Annotated in this window: 14 protein-coding genes; 3 read left to right on the top strand and 11 right to left on the bottom strand. The window is 37.8% G+C overall.

Annotated elements, in window-relative coordinates; translation table 11 throughout:
* Positions 1–269 precede the first annotated feature (269 nt).
* Positions 270–1,313, top strand: a complete 1,044-nt coding sequence (locus Q7657_RS02300) for a GMP reductase (protein ID WP_053988689.1) — start codon at positions 270–272, stop codon at positions 1,311–1,313.
* A 200-nt stretch (positions 1,314–1,513) separates the two neighbouring features.
* On the opposite strand, the gene Q7657_RS02295 is transcribed toward Q7657_RS02300, so the two are convergent.
* The 6 genes from Q7657_RS02295 to Q7657_RS02270 all read right to left on the bottom strand — a co-directional run bounded on the left by Q7657_RS02295 (position 1,514) and on the right by Q7657_RS02270 (position 7,643).
* Positions 1,514–2,203 (bottom strand): patatin-like phospholipase family protein, encoded by a 690-nt coding sequence (locus tag Q7657_RS02295; RefSeq protein ID WP_107166070.1) that lies wholly within the window; start codon positions 2,201–2,203, stop codon positions 1,514–1,516.
* Between the two features lie 364 nt (positions 2,204–2,567).
* Positions 2,568–3,011 carry a hypothetical protein gene (locus Q7657_RS02290; protein WP_053988687.1) on the bottom strand — a complete coding sequence of 148 codons (444 nt, stop codon included), beginning with the start codon at positions 3,009–3,011 and terminating at the stop codon, positions 2,568–2,570.
* Between the two features lie 16 nt (positions 3,012–3,027).
* Positions 3,028–4,386 (bottom strand): excinuclease ABC subunit B, encoded by a 1,359-nt coding sequence (locus Q7657_RS02285; RefSeq protein ID WP_107166071.1) that lies wholly within the window; start codon positions 4,384–4,386, stop codon positions 3,028–3,030.
* 342 nt (positions 4,387–4,728) lie between these two features.
* Entirely contained in the window at positions 4,729–6,144 is a 1,416-nt protein-coding gene (gene sph, locus Q7657_RS02280) for a sphingomyelin phosphodiesterase (RefSeq protein WP_107166072.1), read from the bottom strand.
* A gap of 199 nt (positions 6,145–6,343) precedes the next feature.
* Positions 6,344–6,838 (bottom strand): hypothetical protein, encoded by a 495-nt coding sequence (locus Q7657_RS02275; protein WP_107166073.1) that lies wholly within the window; start codon positions 6,836–6,838, stop codon positions 6,344–6,346.
* The gene (locus Q7657_RS02270; protein WP_107166074.1) at positions 6,828–7,643 is read right to left on the bottom strand and encodes a winged helix-turn-helix domain-containing protein; all 816 of its coding nucleotides are present in this window, start codon (positions 7,641–7,643) and stop codon (positions 6,828–6,830) included. Before Q7657_RS02270 ends, Q7657_RS02275 begins: the two co-directional genes overlap by 11 nt.
* Before the next feature lie 1,007 nt (positions 7,644–8,650).
* Here Q7657_RS02270 and corA point away from each other — a divergent pair.
* Complete coding sequence (gene corA / locus Q7657_RS02265; protein WP_053988683.1) at positions 8,651–9,601, top strand: magnesium/cobalt transporter CorA; 951 nt, start codon at positions 8,651–8,653, stop codon at positions 9,599–9,601.
* Between the two features lie 87 nt (positions 9,602–9,688).
* Here corA and Q7657_RS02260 read toward each other — a convergent pair whose 3' ends face one another.
* The 4 genes from Q7657_RS02260 to Q7657_RS02245 form a co-directional block, all read right to left on the bottom strand.
* Positions 9,689–11,650, bottom strand: a complete 1,962-nt coding sequence (locus Q7657_RS02260) for a chitinase (protein WP_258178251.1) — start codon at positions 11,648–11,650, stop codon at positions 9,689–9,691.
* Positions 11,651–11,976: 326 nt separating this feature from the next.
* Positions 11,977–12,261 (bottom strand): hypothetical protein, encoded by a 285-nt coding sequence (locus Q7657_RS02255; RefSeq protein ID WP_053988682.1) that lies wholly within the window; start codon positions 12,259–12,261, stop codon positions 11,977–11,979.
* A 139-nt stretch (positions 12,262–12,400) separates the two neighbouring features.
* A complete protein-coding gene (locus Q7657_RS02250) occupies positions 12,401–12,754 on the bottom strand; it encodes a putative quinol monooxygenase (protein WP_107166075.1) in 354 nt (117 codons plus the stop codon).
* A 256-nt stretch (positions 12,755–13,010) separates the two neighbouring features.
* Positions 13,011–14,933 (bottom strand): BCCT family transporter, encoded by a 1,923-nt coding sequence (locus Q7657_RS02245; protein WP_053988680.1) that lies wholly within the window; start codon positions 14,931–14,933, stop codon positions 13,011–13,013.
* Between the two features lie 345 nt (positions 14,934–15,278).
* Here Q7657_RS02245 and Q7657_RS02240 point away from each other — a divergent pair, with 345 nt between their 5' ends.
* Complete coding sequence (locus Q7657_RS02240; protein ID WP_107166076.1) at positions 15,279–15,749, top strand: hypothetical protein; 471 nt, start codon at positions 15,279–15,281, stop codon at positions 15,747–15,749.
* A gap of 444 nt (positions 15,750–16,193) precedes the next feature.
* Here the strand turns inward: Q7657_RS02240 and Q7657_RS02235 are convergent, their stop codons facing one another.
* Positions 16,194–17,582, bottom strand: a complete 1,389-nt coding sequence (locus Q7657_RS02235) for a lytic polysaccharide monooxygenase (protein WP_107166077.1) — start codon at positions 17,580–17,582, stop codon at positions 16,194–16,196.
* Positions 17,583–18,151: the final 569 nt, after the last annotated feature.

The raw sequence follows: 18,151 nt of genomic DNA, 5'->3' as shown, positions 1-18,151 counted from the left end.
GCAAAGATTTCCTGAGAATGGAAGCGAAAAGTTTATAAAAAACACGATTATGATGAAAACTTATCCTGCTTTTATCATAATTTATTTTCTTTAATACACATTTATTTACATTTATAGGGTTGTTTTTAAGAATTTACTTCCTATAATGCTGAAAACCGGAGCGTCTGCCAACGCTCCGGTTTTTTTGTGTCTGCTCATTAGGCGAAAACGTTTACCTGCCAGTAAATGCTTCGTTGAGCAAATTCGATAGATAAGTTTAAGGAATAACCATGCGTATCGAACAAGACTTGAAATTAGGTTTTAAAGATGTACTGTTTCGTCCAAAACGTTCTACTTTGAAAAGCCGCTCTCAAGTTGAATTAACCCGCGAGTTTACATTCAAACATAGTGGTCGTCAATGGTCTGGTGTACCGATTATTGCAGCTAATATGGACTCTGTTGGTAGTTTTGAAATGGTTAAAGCCCTTTCTAAGCACAACGTAATGACAGCCGTTCACAAACACTACACCGTTGAACAATGGGCTGACTTCATTTCTCAAAACGACGCTTCTGTTCTAAAGAATGCCATGGTTTCTACTGGTACTTCTGACGCTGATTTCCAAAAAACAAAAGACATCATGGCGCTAACAGATGATCTTATCTTCATCTGTATTGATATCGCTAACGGTTACTCTGAGCATCTTGTTGAGTACGTAGAAAAAGTACGTGCTGCATTCCCAGACAAAGTGATCAGCGCAGGTAACGTAGTGACTGGTGACATGGTTGAAGAGCTAATCCTTGCAGGCGCTGACATTGTTAAAGTAGGTATTGGCCCTGGCTCTGTATGTACAACACGTGTGAAAACAGGTGTGGGTTACCCTCAACTTTCAGCCATCATTGAATGTGCAGATGCTGCGCACGGTCTAGGTGGTCGCATCATCGGTGACGGTGGTTGTTCATGTGCGGGTGACGTTTCTAAAGCCTTTGGTGGCGGTGCTGACTTCGTTATGCTTGGCGGTATGCTAGCAGCGCACGATGAGAGTGGCGGTGAAGTTATCGAGCAAGACGGTAAAACATTCATGAAGTTCTACGGTATGTCTAGCCAAAGCGCGATGGACAAACACTCTGGTGGTGTTGCAAAATACCGTGCAGCAGAAGGTAAAACAGTACTACTTCCTTATCGCGGCCCAGTTGAAAACACAATCCAAGACATCATGGGTGGTGTTCGCTCAACATGTACTTATGTCGGTGCTGCGCAGCTTAAAGAGCTAACAAAACGCACCACCTTTATTCGTGTACAAGAGCAAGAAAATAACGTATTCGGTAAAGAATAAGTAACCAATTAAACTTATTTATTGTCTTTACAACCATAAAGTTGTAAAGACAATTCTATGCCGCATTAAAAATAACCATACCTAAAACTAACTTAAAAAGTTAACCAAACTTTTGTAAGTTGACTATGAGTATGGTTATTTTTTAAATATGTCCTTTAGTATTATTCTGCAAAAATATCTCTCACTTCGTTAGCTTTACTTTAAAATCGTGTTGTCAATCCATCTAATAATCGCTTTGTCGTTTCTCTAGATTCTTCAAATTGACCATCAAAGTTATTATATTTCCATAATGATGATTTACTTCGCTTACTATTTATAACAATCGACTTATCATCAAAAATGTTATTCTTTTTTCCAAATGTATCATCAATAACATGTATGATTTTTGGGTTACTTGATAACAACCCTACTCGATTCAAAACCCCACCATCAACAAAAGGGTTATTATCTTTGTCTGGTATATTTTTTTTAACGAAAAGATAAGGAACAGAACAAGATGCAATAACACTTTCAACAACATAGCCTGAACTTAGCATTTCAAACTCTCTATTTGCATTAACAACACCACATTGAAACGAAATAGGTATCTGTTCAAACTGACTTGGTAATAACGAAGATAATATCGCTTCTAATGGATTCATATTAAATAATCCATTATAGGGCTTTTTTTTATTAATTGATAAAAAACTAATTGCATTTCTATTTTTTATGATATTTCTAATATCATCAACAGATAATCCATTCGAAAACAAAGATCCAATTATAGCTCCAGAACTCACACCTGATATTGAATTAATCTTAATATTTTCATCTTCAATAGCTTTCATAAATCCTAGATGAGCAGCAAAAGATAGATACCCACTAGATAGATAAATATCAAATTTTTCCATTTATAATTATAATATTCTATTATTAAACGAATATATACTATCATCTTTCAATAAAAGCACACCAGTTTTTCATCTTAGTTATAAGAAATTAGATATCAAAAATAATTTAATTTGAGCTTTAAATTACTATTATATTTATAATTAGAGTGCTATTAATAATTAATTTATATTAAATCATGATTTTCAAAAAAGTATCGATCGTTATATTAGCTTATAATCAGATGTATATCGTTAAAAAGCCGCATCCTAAGATACGGCTATAAACACCTGATGTTGCACACATATCATCTCTTAATAGCTATGATCTAACACTATTTAAAGATTAATACGAACTCACATCATAAAACGCTGGTATATCAAAAAACTAACTTTTTCTCAGATCACGAATGATAACGTCCATTAATACAGTTGCCACTTTCTTATCTTCTGCTTTTTTACCTTTAGTGTAAGTATTGATTTGTCGCTTGGATATATCGTGAATATTAGTGATCGCTACCACCTCACGCTCAATACCAAAACCGACCAACTTGATCATTAACTCTTTATTTCTTTGCGTATCACCAACAATCACAATGGTATTAAAATCTGCAAATAGGTCCTTGCTGAGATCTGAAATCGCAAAGTCGTTACTATCAATAAAGAAAATATCAGCAGAATCCAATGCATTGCGTGGCTGCAGAGCTTGAATCTGCTGCATCTCCTTAAAGATGCCATTATCCACAGTTCCAAGTGTAGAGAGGCTTTGGGCATTTGCCGTTAAAGAGAGTAATAACGTACTTGCGAAAAACGCACTTTTAACAAATTTCATTCGTATTATCCTTTTACTATAGAATTGTTTCTTTCATGGTGCGGTAAGTTTGACCATTCGAGTCCGTCGTACATTGCGTATCAATCACAACGCCGTAGTTTGAATCTTTTTGGTACAACTTACTTTCGCTCTCATTGATTGCCCAATTTGAACCATATGTATTTAAATATGCGCGAGAAACAGTAACCGCATTACCAAACACTAACTTCTGATCAGTACATGAGTTACTATCATCGGTATAGTTTTCTTGCCAAGATTCATAACTCTTTAGATCATATACACGGTATATATCGCTACCCCAGATTTCAGGTGCATTCTTAACATGCCAATCTTCAAACAGATCACCATAAGTGGCATACCAGCCAGCACTGCCCACAGCACTAGTATTGAGTGTTTGAACAACAGAGTGACCAATATCATTACCCTCATCAACAGACTCAAAGTTCATCATCGTGTGAGTTTGACTGGTTTCTTCTGCTTGGCTAAAACCAAAGCCAACCCCTAAGCCTGCTGAAGGACCATCAGATTTACTCGCCTCAAAGCTGCCTGTAATGTCAAAACTAAAAGATGTGCTATTCGCAATAGAAATTTCTTTTTTGTCATTACTCGATGATGGGAAACTTTGTTTATTTACAAACTGTCTGCCGAAATCTTTCTCAGGTAAACAACTTGCGTTGGTCTTATCATCCTCACACTCATTTCTTAAGTACAACCAAGTTAATCTTGCCTGCTCTTTCGAATCATTCGGTGCGGCTTGAATCGCTTTCTGCTTAGCGGTGTTATATGCCGATTCACCCGACATAAAGTTAAACTGTGAGTTACCATGGAACATCTGTCCCATATAGCCTTCTCGATAATAGAAATGCGGAGCAACTTTTTCATCATCCCAAGTACGTGTCCATGACACACCATAAGAATCATTATGCAGAAGTTCCTGACGAGTTACATTCATGCTGCCATCAACAGCCATGATGTAGTTTGTTTTATCTGACTGTGAAAACATCAAAATATCAATCGTACGTGCAACATCGATTTGTTCTGTAATGTTGCTACGATTAAATGACCACGGACCATAGGCTCCATTTTGTGAAGCAATTAAAAACTGCTCTTCAATTTGACCATCTCTAATACTTGCATGTTGACAAAGATTCGAAATACGCCCAGGCATTTCATTTTTATCGAGGTAATTATTGATAAAAGCCACTTTACCATTAAAAATATCACATGCTGTTTTTGGATCATCATAAACAAGGTATTTATCTGTCCCTGTAAAATAAGCATCTTCAATACCAGGGATTGGAGATGCGAAAGCCTGCCCAGATAACATTGCGACTGTTATTAAGCTTAAACTGAAGTTGATGTTGCATTCCTTCATCACTTATTCCTTTCAATATGATTTGCATCAACATTGATGCCATTAAAAAGTAACGTCGCAATAATTTGAAATCATAATAAAGCTATAAAAAAAAACTCTAATAAGAATTAACTTTGGACAACAATCGTCATTTAACTATTATTTGTGATATACCTTCCATTAATAAGCACTATAATTAATAGACATTTATCCTTAGATTATTTAAACACTTAATTAATTATAAAAATGGATAAGTGATCATCACTTAGCCATTTCATTAGTAAAGTAAATTAATTTATTTACATTGTGTATTTTATAAAAACCAACAATAATATTTATAAAAAATATATGGATTTATTGATTTTAGTCTATTTGATTTTGATATATTAAGTTATCACGCCAATCTTGATATTGAAACTCTGGCATACTGATAATAAACAATCCATTATTTGTTACTGGTAAGGTGTTTTCAGAGTAAATATAACTTCCATCAGGTTCTAAATATTTATCTGCTGTTGTCCAAAGTGTATGAGCATGATCGTAGAGGTAAACAATATCACCATTTTGAATACAATCTGTTGATACTTTTTGACGGCTGATTTTCATGAAATCGGAGGAATCCCCCGATTGGGTGTAATATGAACTACCAATATAATTCCAATAGTAGTTTTGATAACCATCAGCACGAGATATTTGTACATAATCATTATCGTGAATACAGACACCATTATATGGATGCCAATTATCTAATTTGAATAATGCATTAGGAACTGAGCCATTGCTACCATAAGTTAACCAACCATTAGATACATTGGCGTCAGCATAAACATACTGATTGGTAAGTTGATGCTTTAACTTTATCTGATTATAAGGCTTATTGATCGGGCGAAAGCTTTTCGTTTGTGTCTGTTCATCTGCATATTCAAAAGCAACCACTGGAAAATGATCGGAATACTCATAAAAATAATAGGGCTCCTGAGTGCCCGGTAATTCGACCTTTTCTGATAACACATCTAATACTTGATTGTGCCAATATTGAGGTTGTTTATGACTGCGTTCAACCAAAATGTAGTCCAATAACTGTCCTTTCAGATCAGGATAATTATCATGTGCTAACCCATTAATACTAGGATCCCATGAGTAAGTAGCCCCTGCGTAATGTGTTGGTTCAAACACATTGAGCGTATCAAGCATCGAGTAAAATTCTTGCGATGTTTTAACTACATTTAAATCGCCTGCAATAAAAAACATCTCATTAAATGATCGTCCTGCATTAGCAATGTAGCTCTGGATCTGGGTAAATTGTTGATGCCTGATAGATGATGGTGACGCTAAACAACTACCGTCATCAGCTTGAACATGCGTACCTACAATATTATACCGTTCACCTGATTTATTAATAACAGCATGGATGAACCCTTTCTGAGCGAGTTTATCTGCCCCACAGCTTTTATCAAAGATCACTTGCGCTTTATATTCAATCGGATATTTACTGAGTATGATCACGCCACCGTCATCAAATGAACCAGGACGCCAGCCTTCAGTTTTATCCCAACCACTTTCCGTGCGCCCTAATACTGGCGTGCGATAAGCAAATAGATCTTTTAATCCCTCAATCAAAATATTACTGGCTTGGTTATCAAAAATCTCGTTAAAAACCACAACATCAACATGGCTAAATACAGAAGAATTTACTAATAACTCAGCCCGTTTATTCGGGTTAGTATTTCCTGTTACCACACCCACATTGTGATCCAGCATATAAACGTTATAGTTCATAATCCTCGGTGGAGAATGTGCATCTTCTGCCCGTAGCACAAAACTGCTCAACACGAATATGACGGAAAAAAAGTACTTAATCATTGGTAGTACACCTCATTGTGAATAATGAGCTGCACTATTTCACAGCAAAACCCGTAATAATAATTAAAAAAAACGTAAAAAAATAACAATTAATTATCAATTTACAAACACTTTCTTATTCTGCTGATAATGTTTCAAACTTCACGGCGATCATGCGTTTAACAGGACTATCTAACATGACTAGTTTGTAGTGACCATCAAGTTCTTCTTCAACTTTTACGGATTTGAAAAAAGATAGTTTTCGATTCGAAAAAATATGTTTTTTATAACCAAATAAGTCGTCTTCATTTTTAATATCAAAATCAGTTTCTTCCTCATTTAAACTAACGTCATACAGTCCTTGTCCTTTAGCAATGAACTCCCCTTTTGCATAAGTTTCATTCACCACATCTAACCCTGCACGTTTTATTTCACTGATTGCTTCAAAATTATTGTCATTAATCAGAATTTCCATAAATTCCGTGCTAACAAATCGACCATCAATAGTGATATAACGTGTGACACCGCTAACAATAAAGTCACTCTTTTCCAATAGATGAAAGGCAATAGACGAGCACATTAACGTCAAGCCGAAACACAGAAAATAGCGACTCTTATCTTTAATATGCATAATTATTTAATTCCTTTTTAATAATTTTCACAACCTGATCTGTTTTTAAAGATGACTGCAATAGCACGACTAAATTAATGGGATCGGAAGATGGCCGAATAATCACAATCGATAATGTGTCTTTTGAAGAAGCGATAATTAAACGTTTTAACTTACCACTAGCGATTTTTTCATCCACAATATCCCTTAAGTTAGCTGATAGCCATTCACCATTTTTTTTGTTATCACAGTAAATCGTTAAACTGGCAGCTGAAAAAATTTTAGTAAAAGGGTGCCATCCAGTTGAGCGAGCATGTTTCTCTGTCAATAAAAACGGAAAACAAACGGCAATAATCAGAGATAAACAACCAATCGCGATATATAGATGATTGCGATTACGTTTGCGGCGAACATCTTGCGAAATATTAGTGTTCAGCACATCATCACAGCTCTCTTCTACTGAGGTTATGTTCACATCAGGATCGTGTTCAACAACATCAACAGACGGGCTTTGCCAAGATACAGCTTCACTTTCAAGTTTGTAACCAACCTTAGCCACTGTTTTTAAGTGTTTTTGCTCTTTACCGTTGTCTTCAATCAAGTTGCGTATCGCACTGATCGATTGTGTTAAAGAACCTTCTGAAACATGCTTTCCAGGCCAAGCGCCTTTTAATAAATCTTCTTTTGTTAAAATTCTCCCCGCTTCTCTACACAGCATCAGAATAACAAGATGGTCGTGATAACCAATCCTTCTTTCTTCATTTGTTAGGGAATCAATGACTAATGGGTGTTCTAAATCTATTAACCAGTGCTTAATTTTGTACATTAATTAACCTTCAACGTTTTACCAATAAACCCATATCGATCCGCAATATATGTCTACTAGATAAAAACAGTTTATTTTTAATAATTTATTTGAAGTAATCCATTTTATTCACATAAAGCGCAGTGAATTTAATAACTAAATTTCGCTTCTCAATGCAAACAAATCAATGAGATATGAACATTACTATATACAGCAAAAACATCAACATAAAATAAAAAAAACTAAAACATAACATCTTATAAATTAACCAATATTTCACAGATAAAAGATATTTTTAGGTCTAAATTTTTCGAGTAAATAAAGCCACCTCTGCGTCATTACAGCAGATCAAGTGCTTTCAAATAAAACAAATAAATACCTAAAAAAAACATCAAAAATATATTCAACAACACTCTATGCCTATTGTGTGAGTAGATTTAAATACTGCCTACCACAACAATATGCAACTAGCTAGATATATTTAACAACAATATTGGTTTTAATTAAAAACAGAGAAATAAAAGGATAATTTGATGAAGCAATTAAGCAGGCTAAATAACAAATCCTCATTATAATTTGATCCATAAGCCGAAAATTTAACTATCAATTCGCCTTAATCAGACATGAATAAGTCTTTGTTATATATCCAAGCGACTTCAAGTCACGGAATCTAGTACCTTGAAGTCACTTGGGTATAACACTTAATGGGCAAATCTAATGTTGCAATACCGTAAGTTGAAGTCTTGCTCTGTCAGGCGTAACATGCGCCAACCATTATTTGAGAGGACACCGCTTTGAACACTCCCAGTCGATACTGGAATGAGATTTTTCCCCGTTAATCTGTCCTCCCCTGCTTATGCATGTGCGTTGACAGTGTTTAACTGCCAGCATGCATTTCTCCTTCTGCTTGTTGCTCCTGCTTAAATCTTATTATTCCAGTTTTGTATTGGTAGAAGCTGCATTTATCTAGCTTCAAATTGTGTTGAAAAGTGTTGTTGGTATCGTCACCACTAGTGGAGATATGAGACATGCTGAACGCATATAAATTAAACGACTACCGTTTACAACGTTTGGACTTGGAAGATCACGATCCTATTTCATCAGCCATATGGGTTGATCTTATCGAACCCAATGAAGAAGAACGAGATCGCGTTCAACAAGAACTCGGACAAGGCCTTGCGACTCGTCCTGAACTAGAAGACATTGAGGCCAGTGCGCGTTTTTTCGAAGATGAAGATGGCTTACACATTCACTCTTTCTTCTATTATGAAGATATCGAAGATTACGTTAGCAATGCGACCGTAGCATTTACCATTCGTGATGGTCGTCTATTTACCCTACGTGAACGTGAATTACCTGCGTTTCGTTTGTACCGTATGCGTGCCCGCACTCAGCGTTTACAACAAGGCAGCGCATATGAGTTGTTACTTGATTTATTTGAAACCAAAATCGAGCAACTTGCAGATGTTATTGAAGACATTTATAGCGATTTAGAAGCTATCGGCAAGGTCATTTTAGGTGGAAAACCTGGCGAACATTTTGACAAAGCCTTAGCTAATTTAGCCGAACAAGAAGATGCAGGCTGGAAAATCCGTTTATGTTTAATGGATACTCAACGTGCGTTAAGTTTCTTAGTTCGTAAAGCTCGCTTACCTGCGAATGAATTAGAGCAAGCCCGTGAAGTGCTACGTGATATTGAATCACTCCTGCCACACAACGAATCCTTATTCCAGAAAGTGAACTTCTTAATGGATGCGGCAATGGGTTTTATCAATATCGAGCAGAACCGTATTATCAAGATCTTCTCTGTGGTATCAGTGGTATTTCTACCGCCAACATTGGTGGCATCAAGCTACGGGATGAACTTTAAGTTCATGCCAGAGCTGCACTGGGAGTTGGGTTATCCCTATGCCTTACTATTGATGGTATTGGCAGCTCTTGCGCCTTACCTTTACTTCAAACGTAAAGGCTGGTTATAAACAACAAACGCGTGTAGTAACAGTCAGATTTAAAAAGCCCACAACAGATTCTGTTGTGGGCTTTGTTCTATCAGCTAACTCTGATTATTATTTAGGAATAATGTCACCGTTAGCATCGGTTGCTTGTACATTAAAGTTATCTTCAACACATAGCTCATAGTCACCCGTAGTCCATGCACTGTAAGCGGTTTGATAACCCACTAACTTACATTTGAAACTATGATTGCCCGGAGTATCAGCATCCCATCCCCAATCTTTATCCCAGTACACTTCTAGTGCACCAGCCCCTGCGGTATCAAAGGCTTTCATATCAGCACAATCGAGTTTTTCGCCTGAAATATCAAGGTTAAGGTAGCTTGTGATCTTTTTGTAGTACGCAATACGTGCTTTGGCTTGTGCGGTTGTTGAGCCTTTACCACATTCAAATGCACCATTAATGATTTGAATGGTCGAGCCAAAGCCATGTTCAATGCCATTAGCTTTATCTGCCGCATTTGGCTGCCATGTTCCATCAATCACATGCAACATGCTTGGTTTTGGTGGCTGCGGATAGACATAGAAGAACACAGCAGATGCTAGGTTTAGCCATGTATCAGCCACCAGCTCGGGTTTCTCCAGCAGTACCATTTTGTCGCCAAACATCGCTTCAGAGAACGGACCATAGTTGTAGTTCCAACTTAGCTGTTTCGCACCACGACCAAAATAGCTCTTGTTCGCACAAGGCCAACGCTCACCTGCCCATCCAGTACACTTGTTGTAAGGACCGGTGGTATCGCTTTCTGACTTATACACTTCACGTACATAGTACAGACCTTGACGCCATTCAGGGTTGCCTAATGCGCCTTCCCAGTTCGGTGCGTGTGCACCAGTCTCTTGTACAAAGTGGGCAAACATCGTCGCGAGTGAACGCTTACAAATGGCTAATGAATCTCGCCCATCGGTATAAGTTCGACAAAATGCTGGGAACTTAGCAATCGCTTGTAGGAAACGATTATAAGTATAAGCAGGATTACGAATTGGGAATAAGAACTCCCATAACGCTTCATCGACAATCGATTCAGCACGTTTGACGTTGTCAGGGTTCGCGGCACGTAATGGTAGAACAGCTTCAACAGAAGCATTATCTAATGTCACGGTATCTGAACGTACAAGATCAAATAATTCACCGCTAGTTAGACTTTTCTCAATCGCCACAAATTCAGCACGAGGGATCAGGTAACCACCTTTGCCATCCGAAGTGACTGTCATTGAGGTTGGCACTTCCGTCACAGGACAGTCAGCAGCACTATTTGCAGTTGAACCATCAGGGCACGTCACAGGGGCTACAGGACACTGCGCAATGTCATCAACAACAGAGCCATCATCACAGACAACTTTCGCTGGCGGACATAGCTCAATGGAGTCGGCTGTAGTGCCATCAGGGCAAGTCACTGGAGGGATCACAGGACACTCTGCTGCTGTTGCTGCACTGCTACCATCAGGACATTCTACTGGAGGGATCACACATTGATTATCAATTAAGACTTCAGGCAAGGTACATGTCAGTGGTGGCTCACCTGTACTGCCACAACTTGTTGGCTCCCAGAACCAAGAGCCCGCTTTAGGCGCTTCCCAAACCCCAGGGTTATTTTGAGCGACATAGCACTGTTGTTGATACGACACGACATCACCATTAGCAACACGAGTCTCACCTAATACAAATGGAGTAACATCTGATGGAATCTCTGTTGTTGGTGGCTCAGGCTCTGTTACCGGAGGCTCTGGCTCTACAACGGGTGGTTCAGGTTCAACAGGCGGCTCAACCGTATCATTCGAACAAGTGACTTGCTCCCAAAACCATGAACCAGATTTGGGTGTTTCCCATGTGCCAGGGCTGTTTTTGGCTTTAAAACACTCACCTTGATAGGACACCACATCACCATTACTAACCGTTGTTACACCTAATTCAAAGGGCTGCTCTTGTGCTGCTACATTGGCAGTAAATAAGCCCATAGATGCAGATAATAACGTCAGAAAAGCGACTTTTTTTGCTGGGTTAGATCTCAGCATTTTTATCATCCTTGATTTCAATAGTGGACAAGAAGATAAAATAATGAGCATCACTATGATGATAGAAAGCCAGAAAATAGCCCCTAAAAACATGACCACTTGCTCTATTTTATCGAAAATATACGTTTGCAGTATTGCGAGCACATTTTTACATCGCAACCTCACCCGTTATATTTAGGTAAATAACACTAGTGGTAAGACATAATCACAAGAGAGGCAGACGCTGTTACATAAGAGTTGTAACCAGAGCCAAATTTCTGACGCAAATAATCTTTCAACTATCAATGCTAAAGCTGCACTGTCGCTGAATATATTTCGCACGAGGATTATTTTGACGTTTGTTGCTTAAATTGAATTTGTCGAGCCGGGTTTAGCAGTGGAATCGCCTGTTTCATTAATGAATCTTGGATCAAATGGCACATCGCTATTTTGACGCTTTCCGTTGGCAACTCATCATAAACACACACTACGGTTAAACTATCAGGGAAATTTTGATAATTCACACTATGGGTTAGCCATTGAAAGCCATTGCCTTCATCTTGCGCGACATGACAAACCTGAGTTAATGCCGCAACAATTGTATTATCACGTTTTTTATCCATTTTCCGCATGAGTTAGTGCTCCCTATCAATGGCTATCACTGCTTTACATTCATAAAAAATACCCTAGCAATTGGTCATTATTACTAGGGTATCCGTTTCGAGTACTAAGTCGTTATACACTAAGCAGTAACTCACTGCACACTACTTGTTATACATCAAAACAAGGAGCATCGTAGTAATAACCTTCATCACTATAGGCTGTCACAACCGCATCTTCGACCAAGCCAGCTGGATCTTTTACATGGCTATTAAAGAAATGTTGAATTTGTTTACGGCGACCATGGGCTAACCATGATTCGGCATCTTGCCAAATTTCATTAAATACAATCGGATAGTCATTACGTGTTGCACTTGGATGGTCAATTTGACGTGTTAAGGTGTACTGAATACACCCTTCTTCACGGTATGAATCTGGTTCTAACGCTTTCAACACCTCAAATAATTCCACTTCCTTACCCGCTTTAGGCTTAAATTGCGCTAAAACATAAACACGACGTGTCATTTTATTTCTCCATGATTTCACAGCTATCGCTTAAGACTAACTAATAGGAAATATAAAATACGTAGTAATTAATAATTTAATGGCAATTTAAGGAGTGATCCCGTACTTCTGTTGCAACCACTGTTTTATTGCTTCAGAAATATCTACTTAAGTGATCAATTAGTAAGTCTCAGCTCTTGCTAACTGCAATAATTCATTAACTGGCAAAAAACAAAAAGCGATCCCGAGGGATCGCTTTTTAATTATTTCGCAATGATTAAGAGGCGGTTGCTTCTGCCATTGCAGCTTGCTCTTTTTCTTTCATTATTTCGTTGAAAACGATACGCGCTTCTTGTGCTTGCTCAGAGGCTTCAAGTTTAGTTTCTTTCGCCGCCATCGCTTCTGTTGTTAGGCGATGTAACTCTTCCGCTAACTCAGCCGGTACTTCACCTACATCAGCACCACTATCACCACGCGCTAATGCCTCTGCACGAATTTGCTTCTTGATCTTCCAGATAGCATTCAGTGCATCACGCTCAGCATCTGCAGCTTCAATTGCCACATCTTTTAGTTGTTCAAACTTCGCTAGCGCCATACCTTCTTTTGACCATGGATCAACATCTGGTAAATCTTCAATGTTAATCACTGGATCTTCGTAACCTTCTTGGTGACTTAAGTCTAGTGAAGCCGCTTTAACCGCTGAAATCATTAACATTACAGTGATGAATAGCAGTGGTAGACCACCAACAATTGCCGCTGTTTGCAGTGTTGCCAAGCCGCCCATGAACATCAATACCGATGGCATGAATGACATTGCGAAAGCCCAGAACAAACGGTTCCAACGCATTGGCTCTTCTGTAACATCATTTTGTACAACAGATGCCAAGATGTATGAGATTGAGTCAAACGTTGTTGCTGTAAAAATCAAACACAGTAATGTGAACACAGCAATCACGACAATACTAAATGGTAGTTGCTCTAGAATAGAGAAGATTGCTTTTGTTGCACCTTCCGCATTTAGAATCGTAACTACATCTAGCTGACCAGATAGCTGTAGCGATAAGCCAAAGTTACCTAGTACCATGAAGAATAGGAAACAGCCCATTGAACCAAAGAAGATCGAGCCTGAAACCATTTGCTTGATCGTACGACCACGAGAGATACGTGCGATAAACAAGCCCATACTTGGTGCAAACACTAACCACCATGCCCAGTAGAAGATAGTCCAATCTTGTGGGAAGTGCGTGTCTTCAAATGAACCGTAACCACCGAATGGTTCTGCCCATGTTGCCATCACGAAGAAGTTAGATAGCATACGACCTAGTGAATCTAAACCTGTTTCCAGCATGAAGATAGTAGGACCAACAGCCAAGATGAACGCCAGTAAACCTAACGCACCCCAGAAGTTAATATTACTTAGGATCTTAATGCCTTTTTCCATACCCGCATACGCTGAGTAACCGAAAATTGCTGTACAGATAAGTAGAACAAAAATTTGAGTTTCAGTATTTTTCGGTGTGCCGAACAGGTAGTTTGCACCTTCAGTAATAAGTGGAGCTGCTAATCCTAGCGTCGTTGCACCACCACCAAGTAGACCAAAGATGAAAAGCACATCAATGATTTTACCCGTCCAACCGTAACTACGCGCTTCACCGATAACAGGCATTAGAGCTGCTGATACTTTTAATACAGGCTGCTTACGAACATAGAAGAAATAAGCGATTGGCACAGCCGGTACAAGATAGATAGCCCAAGCAACAGGCCCCCAGTGGAATACACCGTAAGTGGCAGCCCAACGAACCGCTTCTTCACTTCCTGGTGTTAACTGGAATGGAGGGCTTTGGTAGTAATATGCCCACTCGATAGCACCCCAGTAAAGGATACTTGCACCAATACCACCACAAAACAGCATCGCAGCCCAAGAACCTGTTTTAAATTCAGGCTCTTCATCTGCATCACCCAGTTTAATTTGGCCGATATCAGAGAAAATAATGTACACCATAAAGAACACAGCAGCTAAGCCTAATGCTAGGTATAAGAAACCTAGTTTATCCGTCATAAAGGTCTTCGCTGTTGCAATCCAAGTTGCACCTTGCTCTGGGAATAAGATCAGTGGCACAACCACTGAGATCAACATGGCTAACGCTCCGAAAAACGTTGGCTTATCAATCAACTTAAAGTTTTTTTGAAATGTATTCACTATGTTTCCTTACTGCTATTACATAGTCCATAAAAGTTAACCCAATGTTTAACTTTTAACGGAAACAACACAAACGACATCTTTAATCGTGACAATTTATAAATTTAATCAATGTATGAAATATTCACTTTTTGAGCATAAAACGATATTTTTTGCACTTTTTATAACTAAAATTAATAATAACAACACATTTTGAAACACTTTTTTTGCTATCAATAACAACAAACATTGTGATATGTCATCAGGAAGATTTACTATCGAGCTCTACGTGGATTCCTTAACAAAGGAACTATTTAACATTTCAACAGTGCAAAGTTATCGCTTATATCTCTTGGATTATTTAATTTGAAGCATATTAATAATTATATATTTCCTATATTTCTTTCATTATTCAGTTTAACTGTTCAAGCAGGTTTAACTGATAGTATTAATGATATTCGTTACTACCAACAACGCTGTAATGATATTCAGAGCAATAATAAAATTAACTTATATTTGCATGTCAAAGGGGGAGAAAAATTTACTAACGAAGAGAAAAAGCAGTTACTTCAATATCTTAATATTAAAGCAATGGAAACCTGTATGTATGATGCCTACGCAAAGTATGCACTCAATCTTATCAAACATACGGCATCAACAGGCAACAATGCGGAACTACTGGTTTTTATTGAAGAAAATAAGCCACTATATAGCCAAGAAACACTAGAGACAGTAAGCAAGGTTAACAGTACTGAACGCTACCGATTACGCAATACTGCACCTTTCAATTTACCATTTAACTTACAGCATGCATTTAAAACAAATAACTTAGAGTAAAAAAGGGAATATTATTATTCCCTCTTTATTTATTATTTAATTCCATTTAATAACCTTCAGTACAATCACTGTATTTCGTTAATATAACTCATGCAGTGACTTTAACTCTTTATATTTATCTTTTGTCAACTTCCTAGGCTTAATGTATTTATAATCAGACAAATCAAAGATATTAGCGTTCGGCTTATATGGCGATGACACACAACCTGATAAAAAGTTTTTATTTTTTCTTAAATTTAAAGGGTGTTTTTGATTTGCGTTATACTGACTTTCAATAATAGAACAGAGCGATATATACCCTTTCTTCACTAAAGCGTGCCTTATGCTCTTTTCAACCCTAGTGACTAACTGATTTTTTGAACTCATGACTGAACATTTTTACAATAGAAAACAAAAAAGCCTATGGATTTCCACAGGCTTTATTTAGGCTAAAGATAGAAGTGATTACAGCTTACGCCATACGCCCCATTCACCTGTTGTTCCAGGCTCTTCACCTTTCGTGTACCAACCTGCTTTCCAGCTATCGCCGTTGTGAGTCACTACGTCGTTTTCATAGTAAACATTAGTTGCAGACCAACCGCCTACTTCTGGTGTTTCACCTTCAGCTAGTACTTGCTTCCACACTTCAGCTTTGCTTGGCTCTTCACCTTGTGTCCACCAACCCGCTTTCCATGTTTTACTCAAGTGAGTTACCACATCACCAGCGTTATAAACAGCCGTTTTGCTCCAGCTACCTTCAGGTAATTCTGTTTCTGGCTCTTCAGGATCAACTGGTGGTTGAGGTGGAATTGGCTCTAACGCTTTAATTGTACTTACAGCAAACGCGTAATCTTTCTCAGAAACCCAAACTTGGTTTGCATGAATATTTGACGCATTAAACTCATATTGAGCTGCGGCTTGGTTCCAAACACCTACGAATAGTTTTTCTGAATCTAAAACATTTAGTTCAGTTGCTAGTGTTTCTACCCATGTAGCCTGGTTAGCAGCAGTGATCTCTAAACGATGATCAAACACTTCAGCACCTGTTACTGGTGCCATTAGACGGAAACGTACAATGTCACCTACAGCTGGTGTTTGGTAACCTGCTGGTACAAAGTAACCTGGGATTGCGTTCATATCACCATCAACAACTGGTGGAGGTGTTACTTCACCGCCATTACCTGATTGCTTAATTGTGATATCACTACAGTTGTAGAAGCCTTCACCCACAGGGTCAATACGCTGCCAACGTGTATAAAGAATAGCATCACCAGAGCGATCAGTTGGTAGCTTCACTTTAAAATTGTACGTTTTATAAGGCGAACCAGCATTTGGCATCACATTACCTACCGTATGAACTAGTTCTAGATCATCCCAGTTTAAAGGTTGAGTAAAATCGTGGCCTGGTTTGGTTAGGTAAAATTCCCAGAAAGATGGGTTATGTGGTGCTGTTGCCGTCCATACAAAATCGAACTCACCATTTGCATCAAGAACGATTTCCGTTTTTTGCCAATCTTTATGTGGTACATCTAGACCCGTTTTACCAGGCATACCTGCAGCACATAGTTGACCATCTTTAATGTTCGCTTTAACAGTATTGATATCATTGTAATTAGGATTCAATGACGCAACTTCGTTACGTTGAATGAAAGCCTCAACACCAGATTTATCGTATGAAGCTTTACATGCTGCATTCGGGATTGCATTTGACCAATAACCGCCATCGTTGTAGCACGTGTTTTGACGAGCACTTGGGAATTCAGCCCAGCCGTGAGCATTAGCAGCACCAATGGCAGCAACATTTGCAATAGCAAATGCGACAGATAATGATAGTTTTGTGAATTTAGAAGACATCGTTTTCTCTCAATATTATTTAACGATATAAGTTTGATGTTTAAATATATCGTCATTGCATTGCCACTATTTCATACCACTATACTGCGGTTATTTTTATTTAGTGACAGCAAAAAGAAACTCTCCCCTTTGCTTGTGTATTTTATAAATCAAAAAACAACAAGCACATAACAAACAAAATTAATCACCACGATAAAACCAATACAATAAGATATTAACCCATTGTTTTAAAACGCAATAGAGAATCACACATACGCTGAAAGAATATTTTTTGTTACATTTAAAAATGTTACATTAATGTATATTTCAATAATTAAATTAAAAAAAAGAAATAAGCAATATATAAATTAGAATAATTAAACTGATAGTTATAAATAAATAGTTATTATTTAAAAAACGTCAAATATCTATCATTAAATATGTCAATAAAACGGCAACCATATTTTTAATACCTAGACTTGAAAATAAAAAAAACAGCTTATTAGCTGGCTTTACATACTCAATAAATTGTTTATAGCTTATCCCAAGTATCTAACCAAACATGACTTTCTGCTAGTACATAAGATGCT

The organism is Candidatus Photobacterium acropomis, from assembly GCF_030685555.1.
In the GTDB taxonomy this organism is placed as follows: domain Bacteria; phylum Pseudomonadota; class Gammaproteobacteria; order Enterobacterales; family Vibrionaceae; genus Photobacterium; species Photobacterium lucens.
This window is presented reverse-complemented; position numbering and strand designations above follow the sequence as displayed.